The following is a 14,242-nucleotide window of genomic DNA, read 5'->3' on the forward strand; positions in this document are numbered from 1 at the left end:
CGCTCTAAACACCCTAAACAATCACAGCAAACCCAAGATACTTTTAAAAAACTTCCAGTTGGAAACGATCCTTCACACTCCAGGTCATCTCCCTCTGGATCGCGTTGACGTCTGGTTCCAAGACGAAGCACGATTCGGTCAGCAAAATCAGACGTCCAGAATATGGGCTGCGAAGGGCAGCAGACCAAGAGTGGTAAAGCAACAGCAATTCGATTATGGCTATATCTTTGGTGCGGTGTGTCCGAGCAATGGCAATACCCAGGCGCTTATCAGCCCTCTTGTCAATAAAGAGGTGATGAAGCAGCATCTGAAATTGATCAGCGAAGCGACAGAGCCTGGGCGTCATGCCGTTGTTGTGATGGATGGCGCTGGCTGGCATACATTCGACACGGCCAGCCCATTTACCAACGTCAGTCTCGTAAAACTCCCAGCCTATTCTCCGGAGCTGAACCCGATGGAACAGGTATGGCAATGGCTGCGGCAGCGTTGCTTATCCAACCGAGTATTTCGAGGTTACGAAGAAATAGTAGAACAGGTCTCTCGCGCCTGGAATACATTCATTGCGGATGTTGAGCGAGTCAAAACTCTCTGTTGGAGAGAGTGGATAAATTTGGTCAATTAATTAATGCAATGGTTATAAAACTTTACTTATGTTCATCATCTTTCCTACACCTGATTTTGTTTGAATGGGTATTTCGCTGGCGATACAACTGCTCAGACCCTAGGATTGTAGGCCGATATAGAGGCTTTCGTCGCTGACAAAACCATGACGCTTAGATGACAAATTTAATCTGCCTTATTTCATTCGCTTAGCCTGGAAATGTCATTTCTTTGTCATCGTCGTCATTTGTTTTTCATTTGTTCTGCTAAACTTTAGTAGCAGATAACGGGTTAGCTTTGTAAAGATTTGCTCCCATGACTTACGATAAACCTTCAAGAACAATTACCGACTCAAAGGGTGAGCAACGGGTACTTTCACCACAGTGTGGTGACCTGTTAGATTTGCTAATGGAAAATGAAGGTGAGATTGTTACCCGTGCCGACATGCGCCAGTCAATATGGGGCCACAAGGTAGTCAGCGAAGACCGGATAAACCACCTTGTCTGTCGACTGCGAAAAGAGCTTAAATCACTTCCCGAACCGCCGCCCTGGCAAATTGAGGTTATCCCCAAGCGCGGCTATCGCTTGACGACTCTTGAACCCAGGCATAATATTCCCCTGTGGTTACACCGCTGGATTGACTGGGTGCATGACATCATCCGCTAGCTTATCCCTTGTAATATCCCTTTCGCTTTGCATTACGTTACAGTCCCTTACAATTCGACAGGCTCATTTCGCCTGTAACACTGTCTGTCCAATCACTTAATACGCTATGATAATAAATTAACAGGCACAGGAAACAGGTATTATGATGGCAGAAAAAATATTACGCAGTGCAAGCTTTAACCCGAAAGTAAAAACTTACTGGCTTATCAGCCTGTTGATTGTCTCCGGGCTTACCGTCATTGGTATTCCGCTGCTGTTAATCTCTATTCCCATAATGTTGTTTATCAGTGAAAGAATGCTGCGGGCGATGTCGGCAGACCTTACCGAACGAAAACTGGTGGTGAAACGTGGTGTATTCTTCAAAGTGGAAAAGTCGATTCCTTTGGAAAAGATCACCGATGTAGCCATGAGTCAGGGTCCATTGATGCGTGCCCTGGGGCTTTTTAGCCTGAGCTTTGAAACCGCAGGTCAATCAGGCCAGGGCGCTTTAGTTTCAATGCTTGGGATCGACGACGCGGCAGATTTTCGCGAAGCAATACTGAATCAAAAAGACAATTGTTCAACCTCCTCCCGGACAGACACATCGCATTCTGAGCAGCCAGCTTCAGAACTCACTGAGCTTACCGAAAGTGTGAAGCGCATCGAGAAAATGTTGGCGACACTCATTAATAACAATGCTTAACCATAGCCATAACAGATAAGTACCTGACTGGACTCATACGTATAAAAAAAGCGGACTAACGAGTCCGCTTTTTAGCTTTCAACATAGATGAAATCATAACCGTTAGGCGACGGCGGCCTGCTCTTCAAGCTCTTCTTCTGTCTGGTGAGACAGCAGATATTCAAAGGCTGCCAGTGAAGCTTTAGCGCCCTCACCCATCGAGATAACAATCTGCTTGTAAGGCACAGTGGTTACATCACCTGCTGCATAAATACCTGGTTCAGAGGTGTTACACTTACTGTCGACCACGATTTCGCCGTATTGAGTGAGGTCTACAACACCTTTCATAAACTGGCTGTTAGGTACCAGGCCAATTTGTACGAATACCCCCGCCAGTGATAACGAATGCTCTTCGTTTGTCGCTCTGTCCTGATATTCGATAGCGCTGACTTTACCGTTTTCCGCCACAATCTGTTTAGTTGCCGCGTTTTTGATGATGGTAATATTGTCGCGCTTTTCAGCCTGGTCAATCAGTACCTGATCCGCTTTTAACGTTGGCATAAACTCAAACACGGTCACCGACTTAACGATACCGGCTAAATCCAGTGCCGCCTCGATGCCGGAGTTACCACCACCAATTACCGCCACGTCTTTGCCTTTAAAGAACGGGCCGTCACAGTGTGGGCAGTATGCTACGCCGTTACCTACATTTTCTTTCTCGCCGGGTACACCAAGCTCTCTCCAGCGGGCACCAGTCGCTACAATAAGCGATTTGGTTTTAATCTGTTCGCCAGATGATAACGTCAGGGTTTTAATATTCCCTTTTTCGATGTTGTCCACGCGGACATGCTCTTTTAGGGTAATATCGTAATCTTTCATATGCTCTGTCAGATTACCAACCAGCTCAGGACCCGTGGTTTTTGGCACAGAAATCAGGTTTTCAATACCCATGGTGTCTTTTACCTGACCACCAAAACGGTCGGCTACCACTGTGACTTTCAGGCCTTTACGAGCACTGTAAATTGCCGCGCTTACGCCTGCCGGACCACCACCTATAACGGTAACGTCCTGAAGCGGTAAAGACTGACCTTTATTAGCCTCTTTCAGGCTCGGGTCGAATTCCAGTAATTTGTCGATCAGTGTGGCGGCGTCAACTTTACCATTTGCAAAGAGTTCACCGTTTAAGTACACACTGGGTACACCCTGAATATCGCGCTCTTCTACCAGAGACTGATAAAGACCGCCGTCAATCATTTCTGATGAGATATTCGGGTTGAGCAGCGCGAACTGATTTAACGCCTGGACAACGTCCGGACAATTATGACAGCTCAGGCTGATAAATACTTCGAACTTAAGTTCGTCTTTTACACCTTTCACCAAAGATGCAACGCTGTCATCAATTTTTAGTGCGGTGCCTGACGCATGCAGCAGTGCCAGTACGAACGAGTTAAACTCGTGTCCGCCTGGGATCCCGGAAAAACGAATACCGGTATCTTCACCATCAGCTTCCAGTAAAAAACTGATTGAGCTGCGTAGTACGCCGTTTGTATCACGTTCTTCCAACTGGATCTTGTCGCTCACTTCTGCCACACCAGACAGAAACTGCTTCAGCTCGTCACGTTTAGTGTGCTCGCCGGTTTGCAGAACTAACGTGATGTTTTTCTGCATCGACGCGAAGTAACCTTTTAGCGCCTTTTTAATATCTTGCGTAATCATATTTAATTCTGCCTTAGATAATGTGGTTGAGGAAATGTGCGGGCCACAGCCCGCACCGACATTACTCGTTGGTTAAAACGGTAATTAGATTTTGCCTACCAGGTCTAATGATGGAGCTAAGGTTTCTTCACCTTCTTTCCATTTAGCCGGGCATACTTCACCTGGGTGAGACGCTACGTATTGAGCCGCCTTAACTTTACGTACCAGGTCATCTGCGTCACGGCCGATACCTTCAGCAGTGATTTCCATTGCCTGAACAATACCGTCTGGGTCAACTACGAATGTTGCGCGGTCAGCCAGACCCATCTCTTCACGCATGCAGTCGAAGTTACGGGTAATTTCGCCTGTTGGGTCGCCGATCATGGCGAACTTGATTTTACCGATAGTTTCTGACGCTTCGTGCCATGCTGCGTGAGTAAAGTGAGTGTCAGTTGATACTGAGAATACTTCTACGCCACGAGATTGCAGCTCTTCGTATTTGTCGGCGATGTCACCTAACTCCGTTGGACATACGAAAGTGAAGTCAGCCGGGTAGAATACAAATACTGCCCACTTGCCCGCGATGTCTTCGCTGCTTACTTCGATTAATTCACCATCTTTAAACGCGTTCGCTTTGAATGGTTTGATTTGAGTGTTGATTAAAGCCATTTACTTTCTCCTAAAGTTAGGTTTATTTAACGCTTTCAATATTAACTGTGTGAACAGGACGACAACTTAAATCCACCACGTTCACACCGTTGATGTGCAGTTTAGGTTACGGGAATTCAACCTTTACGGTTTGCTTCTTTCTCGTTCCCTTTCGACTTGGGATAAGAATAGCGACTAACCTCAAAGATTTATAATTGGATTTGTTGAAAGTCTGATTCGAAAAAAACTATCAAGATGATTTTTTTGAATAGGAATTAATCAATTAAATTAAACCCGCCTGAATTGGCGGGTTTATTGCGGTATTTATTCTGGTGTGACGTGAACGGCGGCTTCATTGAGAGATAGCGCACTGAGATACTCATCGCACTTTTGCTGTTGATTAGCCGGCAAACTGCTATTACTGAGCATATCTGCGGCATTCATTGCCATCTCATGCTGGCTGTCTGATAACGGCTCATTCTTATTAATCTGCACCAGCACTTTTAGCAGGCTTAGCGCTATCGACTTATCGTGAGGCGACAAGATCATGGCCTGGCAAAGATTATTGTAGGCTGGAAAAATGCGGTTTTCGCGGTAGTTTACCGCCGCCATCTCTTTTAGTTCTTTGGTGGTAAATTTGATTTCCCGACGTTCAATTTCTTCACGTTTGAGGTATTCATCTACCACCTGACTGGCCAGGGTATCACCCGCCAGTTGCGCTCGCAGCGTGTCGAGAATAGCAAGGCAATCTTCTTTCATGCCAAGTTCATGGTACGCCTTCATTAAATCCAGGTTATCTTCCAAATTCATCGCTGCGTCGGCTTGCAGGTTTTCTTTCAGCAGTTTTTCGGCATCGCGTTTATTGTTTTTCAGCGACTCGATACGCGCCTTTATCACCAACATTTTGTTAGCCAGAGCAGGCTCCACAAAGTCGCCGCGGGTTAAACCTTCAATCTCGCGGGTTACCTGACGCAGCAGTTTTTCCGACTCTGAGCCCGATACAGTTGCGGCCAAATCAATCATGGTGCGCACCACGTTAAGGCCAAGCTCCGGTGAATCATGAATGGAGTTTCTAGCAAATTTTGCCATATTCTGCACGGCGGACAGCTGCCCGTATTTGTCGCGGTTAAGCCTGGCCAGATCCCACAATTTTTTATTTCGTTCAATATTGCGAGGAGCCAGTTTACTTGCCGCTTTGACCTGCTCATAAGCAACATCAAACTGCTCTTTGCTGATGTAGTACTGAGCCAGTAAATCGTAAGTTAAGAAACGGGTATCATTGCGCTGCAATAAATCTTCGATCAGCAGCTCGGCTTCATCCACTTTGTCCTGGCGGAAGAGGGTTTTAGCCAGGCCAATATGCACCCAGGCATGATCGTATTCTTCCTTGAGCCGGCTGAAATAGCGCTCAGCGGTGGCATAATCACGCAGATGGATAAGACATTCGCCTATCATTCTTTTCAGGCGCGGGTGATACTCAGCTACGCCTTCATCTTTGAGGCCACGCTCGGCATGATAGATCGCCGCCGCGTAATCGCTGTTATCCATGCAATGCATGACTTTGTGTAATTTACGGCGGATATTCACCAGGTAATTAAAGCGCTGCTGAACCCGACTGGCATCCAGCGGTTTTACCCAGAAGTCATCCGGTTGCAGTTCGATAATGCAGTTAACCAGCTCCATACTGGTTTCTGCACTTAAGAACACCACGGTAGACTTGTCGCCGATATAATTGTTGTGTTTGAGCTCTTCAAACAGGTGGAAACCGTCTTTGTCGCTGCTGACGTTAAATGCCAGCAGAACAACATCGAAGGTGTCTTTCTGACACAGGCGAACGGCATGAAAAGCGTTTTGCGCGCTGCTCACCTGTTTAACGCCCAGTTCCAGCAGGGCCGACTTGATTAGGTCATGAATAAGCGCCTGGTTGTCTACAACCAGTACTTTTAACTCATCAATTGCTTTCGGTAATGGGATTTTATCCATTGTCACAACCACTTAACACGAAAATGCTTTCCTTGTCTGTGCAATGCCCGGCTTGCGGCAGCTCGGTGTTGACCACGTCTGCCACTGCACGAAGCGCTAAACCTGAGGGTATTTATTACCTGATGTTATCCCGAATTTCATAAAACTGCCATACTGATATTTGGCAACAGGGACATATTTAGCCACTTCCGGACAGAATCCGCTCTTTATCGCGGCGGATCGACCCGTTGTGCAGTAGAACTGTTCACCCTGAACCAACCGGCAATTGAGAACCGATCACGCCTGGCAGGCAGTACTTCATGCGGAAACTCCTCACTGAGAAATATCACCATAGTGCCAGCCAACGGGGTGACGGAAACCGCTTCATCCGGCGTTGCCGGCGGGTAAATTACCAGCTCACCGCCGTCGTCCTGTGTCCAGTCAGAATTAAGGTAATAAACCGTCGACAGTACCCGGTTTGATTCGCCCTGAAACGCATCCATATGTCGTTTATAAAAACTGCCTGGCGGGTAATGGGCAAAGTGACTTTCGTATGAGAACAAGCCCAGAAAAAGCCGCTTATTAAGATACGCTTTTAAACAATCCATCCAGTTTAACCACGCAGTCGTTACCGCAGCGGTACCCTGGATCCAGCATATTTCATCGGTGCGAACGAATTCATTCTGATGATACTGCCCGGCCCGGCCAATCCCGGCGGGATCAAAATTAATCGCTTCCTGCGCATAGGCTGTCAGCCGGGTAGTCAGTGCCGGCGGCAGTGCGGCAGGGATGACACTGTAGCCTCGCTGATATAGATCATCAGCAATGCGTTCAAACAATTCCTCAGGGGCTTTAGACCCGGCAAGAACATAATTTTCTAAAGAAGTTGTCAACAGAAGGGTTATCCAAATAAATCAGGCGTGTTAAATATACTGAAAACAGCGATTAGACAAGTTATTTTTTGTACGATCCGGTATTTTTTGCTCCAGCCTGACCGATTACGCCACTAGTACTGATCAAATGCCCTGGCCGCAAGGTATAGGTTTGTAATAACTGGAAAACTTGGAGTGCATCACAGGTGCATGCTATGTTGCCAACAGACAAGTCATTTTTGAGAAAGTAGCATGAGCGACGAATTATATACTGAAGATACTGAACACCATCTCGACCTGAGACACCTGACCCTGGATGACTACCAGGATGTGAAGGAACTCATGGACGATGTCTATCGCAATGTTGGTGGTGCCTGGCCCTATAAAAACTATAAGGCACAGATAACCACTTTCCGCGACGGTCAGATTTGTATAGAAGACAAAGGCAAGGTAGTGGCCTTTGCCATTTCAGTCATTGTGGATTACGACCAGTTTGGTGATAAGCATTCCTATGATGAAATTACCGGCGATGCCTATCTCACCACTCACGATCCAAATGGCGACGTGCTCTACGGCGTAGAAGTTATTGTCTCACCGGAATACCGCGGTTTACGCCTTGGACGACGCTTGTACGAAGCGCGCAAAGAGTTATGCCGTAACCTGAACTTAAAATCCATTATGGCCGGCGGGCGTATTCCTAACTATGCCAAGCATGCATCGGAAATGACGCCCTACGAATATATCGAGCGGGTAAAATCGAAAGACATTTTCGACCCTATCCTCACCTTTCAGCTTTCCAATGGATTTGAAGTTAAGCAAATCATGCAGGCCTACCTGCCTGAAGACAAAGCGTCAAAGGGATATGCCACGCTGCTGCAATGGCACAACATTTATTATGAGCCCGGCAATCCGCAGCTGATCGGTGGTAAGAAAAGTTCGGCAAGAATTGGTTGTGTGCAATGGCAGATGCGCTACTTTGAAAACGTCGAAGAGCTTATTCAGCAAGTAGAGTATTTTGTCGACGCGTTGTCGGATTACGGCTGTGACGTGGCCCTGTTCCCGGAATTTTTCAATGCCCCGCTGATGGGCCTGGCAGAGTCAGAATCCTCTATTGATGCGATCTGGCATCTGGCCGAATATACCGACGAAATCCTCACCGCCACCTCGCTACTGGCTGTTTCGTACAATATTAATGTTATTGCAGGGTCCATGCCGGTAATTGAAGACGAAGAGCTGTATAATGTGAGCTACCTGTGCAAGCGTGATGGGACCATAGAAGCTCAGTATAAATTGCATCCCACACCGCACGAGAAAAAAGACTGGATCATGAAAGGCGGTAACTACCTGCGCTGTTTTGACACCGACTTCGGTAAAATCGGGATTTTAATTTGTTACGACGTAGAATTCCCGGAGCTAGCCAGGGTGCTGTCTGAGCAGGAAATGCAAATACTGTTTGTGCCGTTCTGGACCGATACCAAAAACGGTTACCTGCGGGTACGTCGTTGTGCCCAGGCACGGGCAATTGAGAACGAGTGCTATGTAGCCATTGCCGGCAGCGTAGGGAACTTGCCGAAGGTAGATAACGTGGATATTCAGTACGGCCAAACCGCGGTATTTTCACCGTCTGATTTTGCTTTCCCGCACGATGCCATTGTCTCGGAAACCACGCCTAACACCGAAATGACGCTGATTGTTGATTTGGATCTGGATAAATTAACTACCCTGCAAAATGAGGGCTCAGTACGTAACTACCTCGACCGTCGCCGCGACCTTTATCGGGTGGAATGGCTGGGTGGTGAAGACTAATTATGTTACGTAAATTCACTGCGGTATTAATGCTGGTTGTTGCCTGGCCTCTGCAGGCCGGCGACGACACCGGTGTTTTTTATCAGCGCTATGATAACGAGGCCGCGATGGTAGAGCATACCATCACCCAGGCCAGCGAGAATCAACAACTGGTTGCCCTGGTGCTGGGTGCCGCATGGTGTCATGACTCACGGGCGCTGGCCGGTTATTTTAGTGATCCGGCACTGGCACCTGTCACCGAAAACATAGCTGTGCTACCTGTGGACGTAGGCTATTTAGAAAACAAACGAACATTGTTGAGCCAATTTGGCTACCCGGTATATTTTGCTACACCTACATTGCTGTTGATTGATCCGCAAACCCGGCAGGTGATTAATCGCGCAAGCTTACCTGCCTGGCAAAGTGCCCACAATGAATCTGCCGTGACTCTACAAGACTATTTGCTGGCTCAGCATCAGTACTGGCAAACCCAGTGGCTACCGGCCCCAATGGTGGCCGAAGTTGAGGCTTTTGAAACACAGCAAGCCAACCACTTATATAATCACTACCAGCAGCTTGGCAAATTACTGGCTAAAGAAGATAACGGCCAGCCAGCGCCAGACCTCAACGCGCAGTGGCGTGCTGTAAAGCAATACCGCATGGCATTGCAGTCAGACCTTATCCGGATGCATCAGGCGGGTGAAATTGGGGATAAAACACCCAACTATCCACCAATCGACTGGTAAACTGCCAAAAAGTGCCGGCTAACATTGGTATTGCACAGAAATTAGCGATAACATCAGAGGATAAGGGCCCAGCGCCCGTTTTCATGAATAATTATATCGCCACAGTTGTCATTAAGAGGGAATATGGCTAATAACTCGCGCAACGATGACTTTCCCACAATCAGACTCGACGAAGAAGACCGTCGCGGATATCAAACCAAAACGGCACCGGTTCACCGCTCGGTGACTACTTCACAGACAGCGGCTACCAGTGAACCAGTCAATGCCAAAGGCGGCTCAGGCTGGGGTGTAGTTGCCCTGTTGGTAGCCATTGTAGGTTGTGGCGCGGCAGGTTACTTATTTACAGTTACGCAAAAGCAAAATGCAACGCTGCAAAACGCAGAGCAACGCATCCAGCAGTTGGAAAACAAACTGTCTGCCACCGGCGAAGAGATTGGCGAGTCAACCGTAGCTTTGCAGGTAAAAGTTACCGAACTGACCAACAAAACCGCTGAATTATGGGAACAAATGGATAAGCTCTGGGCTTCCGCCTGGCGCCGTAATCAGAAAGAAATTGCCGACCTGACCGATAAAGTCGCCGGCGATAAGAAAGATCTGCAGGAGTCTGTATCACAGGTTTCACGTAATCTGGATAGCCAGAAAACGCAGTTAGCAACGCTTAACAGCAGCCTGGAAACCGTCTCGGATGAAATGCTCGCCATCAATGTTCAGATGGAACAGGTTAATGCTAATAGCAGCTCTCGCCAGCAGGAAATTAAAAGCCTGAGCGATAAACTGGCTTTACTGGAGCAGCGCAACAACGCCCTGTCTAGCCGAATAGCTTCTCTGGAATCTGAAATTCGTGAACTGGCTACCAAAGTAGTGAGTTCACCTTCGGCTAGCGTGCCCGCTTCACCTTCCGGTTCTACCGGCGGTTAGTAGGCGTCTGCCATCACCCCTATCAAAGTTTGGTTAATTAAATGCCGCCGGATCCACTCCGGCAGCATTATATTGTGCATTTTTTAAACTATTCAGACTAATTTTGCGTAATAATAGCTTTCCATGCTGCACCGCAGCACTTTTCAGGGATGCTACTTATGAAATCCGTAAAATTATCCTTAGCATTACAGGGCGGTGGCGCTCACGGTGCTTTTACCTGGGGCGTACTTAACCGCCTGCTCGAAGAATCCTGGCTCACCATTACGGGTATTAGCGGCGCCAGCGCCGGTGCCATGAATGCCGTGATGTTCGCTGAGGGCTGGCGTAAAAACGGTCGAGAAGGCGCTAAACAACAACTGGATGACTTCTGGTATACCGTAGCTGAGCAAAATGTCGGCTTTGAACTCCCTGGCGAACTCAAAAATTCGGTGACCAAGTGGTGGCTGAGTGCGTTCCAGTTTCTTTCCCCTTACGATATCAATCTGCTGGACATCAATCCGTTACGTGACATTGTAGATAAGCAGGTTGATTTTAAAGCCTTACAACAGGCTAACCCTCTACCCTTATATATTGCTGCCACGGAAGTCAGCACCGGTAAGCTGGCCCTGTTTAACACGCCGGAACTCACCACCGACCATCTGCTGGCTTCAGCTTGTTTACCTAACGTATATAAAGCTATTGAGATAGACGGCAAACATTATTGGGACGGCGGTTATGCCGGTAACCCGGCGATATTTCCGCTGATGAACGAATGTGCAGGTAAAGATGTACTAATTGTGCTGTTGCAGCCGTTAGAACGCGAGGAAGTTCCCAAAAGCTCTGATGATATCAGTGATCGTATTACCGAAATCGGTTTCCACAGCAACTTTATGCGTGAAATGCACGCCATTGCCAGTATTAAACGTCTGGTAAGCGGTAAGCGTTTTTTATTAGGCAAGGTTGAACGACAAATGAAGCAGCTGCGCACTCATCTGCTGACCAACGGTGAGTTGCTCTCCTCCCTCGATAGTGCCACCAAGTACGACAATCGCAAAAAGTTTCTCGAGTATTTACGTGAAGCCGGTGTAGAAACGACTGAAAAATGGCTGGCAGAAAACGCCGACCATCTGGGTAAAAAGGCCAGTTGCGATATTCAGGCGATGTTTGATTAACCCTGCTTGAACAAGTAAAAAAGCACCCGAAGGTGCTTTTTTACTGCCGGAGAATGCACTATTAATTATTTATTGCGACGACCAGCAATCCCCAGTCCGACAAGGCTTAAGCTGAGCAAGCCTAAAGTAGCAGGCGCTGACGCTTCTACTGCAGTAACGTTTAAGTTATCAAATGAGCTAAAACCACCGTTGCTTTGCAATTCAACAGAGTAAATACCTTCGTAATTGAAGTTAAATAAACCGCTTCCCGTGTAGTTGTCTGAGCTTCCAACCTGGATGCCGTTATCATCAAAAACGCGGACACTCCAACTAGCATTGCTTGATGCATTATTAAACCAGCCAATGTTCATCGCGGTGAAATTAAAGGCCTCGCCATTTTCCTGACTTAAAGAAAAAATAGAATAAGTATTCCATGTTTCGAGGAAACGACCGGTTGCCCCCCACCCTGCCGCGGCAGCGGGTTGAGTACCGTAACCAGAAAACGCAATTGCTTCACTGGTGCTAAATACATTTACGCAGTTCTGACAGCTAACATCTAAAATGAAACCGTTTTCGGTATATGCAGGAAAGTTTTGGGCTCTAAAGTCATCAGGGATATCTTCAAACCCGATAATAGTGGCATTTGCCTGACTGGCAAACATTAAACCGATTAACGCTGAAGCTGAAACTTTAAAAAGGGATTTAAACATCTGATTATACCTTGTACTACTAAACCAATTAATGATTGAAGAGCTAAAACCATGCCACTTTTTATTTCTCTTATTTTTCATAGCTCTACACAAGGTTTTCACTATATTTAACACTAAATGTAAAAAAAATTGACACAAATAAGAAATAAATGACTAAGAGTCAGATGAAATAAACTCTCTCTTTATCGGGTCTGTTGCGGTATATCTGATTTTGAGAGCGCAGACATGTTGAAATCAATTGGCCGCAAAGTGATGGTGGGCTACCTAGTTCTTATTATAGCCATGGTGCTGACTGGCATCATATTTCAGTTAAGTCTCAATCAAATCAGTAAACAAAACCGGCACTTTACAACGCATACCCTGCCCGCTTTTACGTTGCTTCAACAAACACAGGATGAGCTGGCTCAACTGCATAACCTTAGCTTTGCCCTCTATGGTTACACTATTGACAGTGATTCTTATGCTGAGCGCTCTGAACAGCTAAAATCGCAACTACACGACAAACTCTCTCAGTTAGGTGGGCGTCACCTGTTTAACACAGAAGCTCTGGAAACCTCATTGTATGAACTATTCACTGCCATGGACCGTTTGGAGACTATTCTGAACGCGGCGGATACTGACTGGGATGCGGCAAGGCACGCTCTGACGTTGATTGAAAATGCCAAGCACACTAACCGAGAAGTGCTCAGCCTGATAAGCCAACAGTCAGCGCAGCAGGTGTTTCAGGCCACAGAAGAAGTCAGTGTCACCATGGGCCTGATGCGCTGGATTAATTACGCCTCAGTGATGCTGGTTGTGGTAGTGGCCTTGCTCTCTTATCGCTATCTGTATCAAAAACTGGTCACGCCATTACTGAGTATCACTGCAGCACTCACCAGCCTGAGTCACGATAAGAACCTGGAGGTGGTGTTACCTAATGTCGGTAATGATGAGCTCGGACAGGTGGTTAATGCCCTGAAAAATCTGATTAAAGCCTTAACCGAGGATTACACGGCTCTGAACGTTATGACAAGCCAGTTGCGCAGTGCGAGCATAACCTTTATTGAATCAGCCGCATCTTCTGATAAACAAGCCCATCATTTATCCGATCTTGCGGTTCAACTGGACAATGCTATCGCAGAGGTAGGAGTGCAAATCGCCAGCGCCTCTGAAGATTCAAAAAGCGTGTCCGAATCAGCGGCGTCTACTGCGGCTCTGGTGAGCCAGGGCAAGCAGGAAGTGGCAGTCAGTGCCACACAGATAGCCACGTTGCAGCGTGAAATCAATGAATCTGCCCGGCAGCTTTCGTCGTTACAAAACGCCGGGAATCAGGTGGGTTCGGTAGTAAAGGTCATTGCAGAGATTGCCGAGCAAACCAATCTCCTTGCGCTCAATGCAGCTATTGAAGCCGCCCGCGCAGGCCAACACGGCAGGGGCTTTGCGGTAGTTGCAGAAGAAGTTCGTACCCTGGCCTCGCGCACTCAACAATCGACACATCAGATCAACACCATACTGGCACAAATAGTGGATTCCATTACAACAACTGTGCAGGGAATGGAAGCCAACCTAACACTTACCACTGAGGCATTTAAGCAAGCTAACCATACGGAAAACGCCCTTAAACAAAGCCAGCAAAGTGTATTATCGCTAAGTGATGATAATCAACAACTGGCAGCTTCAACCGGGCAAGTGGTGGTGGCCACACAAACCATTCAGAGTCAGGTTAAGGGGATTAGCCAGCAATCCAACGAATTACTGCAGCAAAGTGAACTTACTCGCGCCAAGGCAAGTGAACTCGATGAGCTAATGACAACCCTCACCCAGATAGCCACGCGTTACCGTTTTTCATCCACCTGACCGCTCAGCCCCG

Annotated in this window: 12 protein-coding genes and 1 pseudogene; 8 read left to right on the forward strand and 5 right to left on the reverse strand. The window is 47.3% G+C overall.

The genetic code is table 11. From position 1 onward, the window contains the following. The 3 genes and pseudogenes from C6Y40_RS15655 to C6Y40_RS15665 all read left to right on the forward strand — a co-directional run. Window positions 1-622, forward strand: a pseudogene (locus C6Y40_RS15655) (IS630 family transposase); the annotation flags it as partial. Between the two features lie 293 nt (window positions 623-915). Next, entirely contained in the window at window positions 916-1,266 is a 351-nt protein-coding gene (locus C6Y40_RS15660) for a winged helix-turn-helix domain-containing protein (protein WP_105935371.1), read from the forward strand. 145 nt (window positions 1,267-1,411) lie between these two features. Next, complete coding sequence (locus C6Y40_RS15665; protein WP_105935405.1) at window positions 1,412-1,948, forward strand: PH domain-containing protein; 537 nt, start codon at window positions 1,412-1,414, stop codon at window positions 1,946-1,948. 102 nt (window positions 1,949-2,050) lie between these two features. Here the strand turns inward: C6Y40_RS15665 and ahpF are convergent, their stop codons facing one another. The 4 genes from ahpF to C6Y40_RS15685 form a co-directional block, all read right to left on the reverse strand. After that, the gene (gene ahpF, locus C6Y40_RS15670; RefSeq protein WP_105935372.1) at window positions 2,051-3,643 is read right to left on the reverse strand and encodes an alkyl hydroperoxide reductase subunit F; all 1,593 of its coding nucleotides are present in this window, start codon (window positions 3,641-3,643) and stop codon (window positions 2,051-2,053) included. 84 nt (window positions 3,644-3,727) lie between these two features. Continuing rightward, window positions 3,728-4,291, reverse strand: a complete 564-nt coding sequence (ahpC, locus tag C6Y40_RS15675) for an alkyl hydroperoxide reductase subunit C (protein WP_105935373.1) — start codon at window positions 4,289-4,291, stop codon at window positions 3,728-3,730. A gap of 303 nt (window positions 4,292-4,594) precedes the next feature. Further along, on the reverse strand, window positions 4,595-6,253 hold the full coding sequence (locus tag C6Y40_RS15680) for a response regulator (RefSeq protein ID WP_105935374.1): 1,659 nt from the start codon (window positions 6,251-6,253) through the stop codon (window positions 4,595-4,597). Between the two features lie 206 nt (window positions 6,254-6,459). Further along, on the reverse strand, window positions 6,460-7,125 hold the full coding sequence (locus tag C6Y40_RS15685) for a 2OG-Fe(II) oxygenase (protein ID WP_105935375.1): 666 nt from the start codon (window positions 7,123-7,125) through the stop codon (window positions 6,460-6,462). A gap of 231 nt (window positions 7,126-7,356) precedes the next feature. Here C6Y40_RS15685 and C6Y40_RS15690 point away from each other — a divergent pair, with 231 nt between their 5' ends. The 4 genes from C6Y40_RS15690 (at window position 7,357) to C6Y40_RS15705 (ending at window position 11,704) form a co-directional block, all read left to right on the forward strand. Next, entirely contained in the window at window positions 7,357-8,910 is a 1,554-nt protein-coding gene (locus C6Y40_RS15690) for a bifunctional GNAT family N-acetyltransferase/carbon-nitrogen hydrolase family protein (protein WP_105935376.1), read from the forward strand. A 2-nt stretch (window positions 8,911-8,912) separates the two neighbouring features. After that, window positions 8,913-9,635 (forward strand): thioredoxin domain-containing protein, encoded by a 723-nt coding sequence (locus C6Y40_RS15695; protein ID WP_105935377.1) that lies wholly within the window; start codon window positions 8,913-8,915, stop codon window positions 9,633-9,635. A 123-nt stretch (window positions 9,636-9,758) separates the two neighbouring features. Further along, window positions 9,759-10,553, forward strand: a complete 795-nt coding sequence (locus tag C6Y40_RS15700; protein ID WP_105935378.1) for a hypothetical protein — start codon at window positions 9,759-9,761, stop codon at window positions 10,551-10,553. Between the two features lie 158 nt (window positions 10,554-10,711). Next, window positions 10,712-11,704 carry a patatin-like phospholipase family protein gene (locus tag C6Y40_RS15705; RefSeq protein ID WP_105935379.1) on the forward strand — a complete coding sequence of 331 codons (993 nt, stop codon included), beginning with the start codon at window positions 10,712-10,714 and terminating at the stop codon, window positions 11,702-11,704. Between the two features lie 65 nt (window positions 11,705-11,769). Here C6Y40_RS15705 and C6Y40_RS15710 read toward each other — a convergent pair whose 3' ends face one another. Continuing rightward, window positions 11,770-12,393 (reverse strand): hypothetical protein, encoded by a 624-nt coding sequence (locus C6Y40_RS15710; RefSeq protein ID WP_105935380.1) that lies wholly within the window; start codon window positions 12,391-12,393, stop codon window positions 11,770-11,772. Between the two features lie 225 nt (window positions 12,394-12,618). Between C6Y40_RS15710 and C6Y40_RS15715 the strand changes: the two genes are divergently transcribed. After that, window positions 12,619-14,229, forward strand: coding sequence for a methyl-accepting chemotaxis protein (locus C6Y40_RS15715; RefSeq protein WP_105935381.1), 1,611 nt, complete (start codon window positions 12,619-12,621; stop codon window positions 14,227-14,229). The last annotated feature ends 13 nt before the right edge of the window (window positions 14,230-14,242 follow it).

The sequence above is a fragment of the Marisediminitalea alba genome (assembly GCF_002993365.1).
In the GTDB taxonomy this organism is placed as follows: Bacteria; Pseudomonadota; Gammaproteobacteria; order Enterobacterales; family Alteromonadaceae; genus Alteromonas; species Alteromonas alba.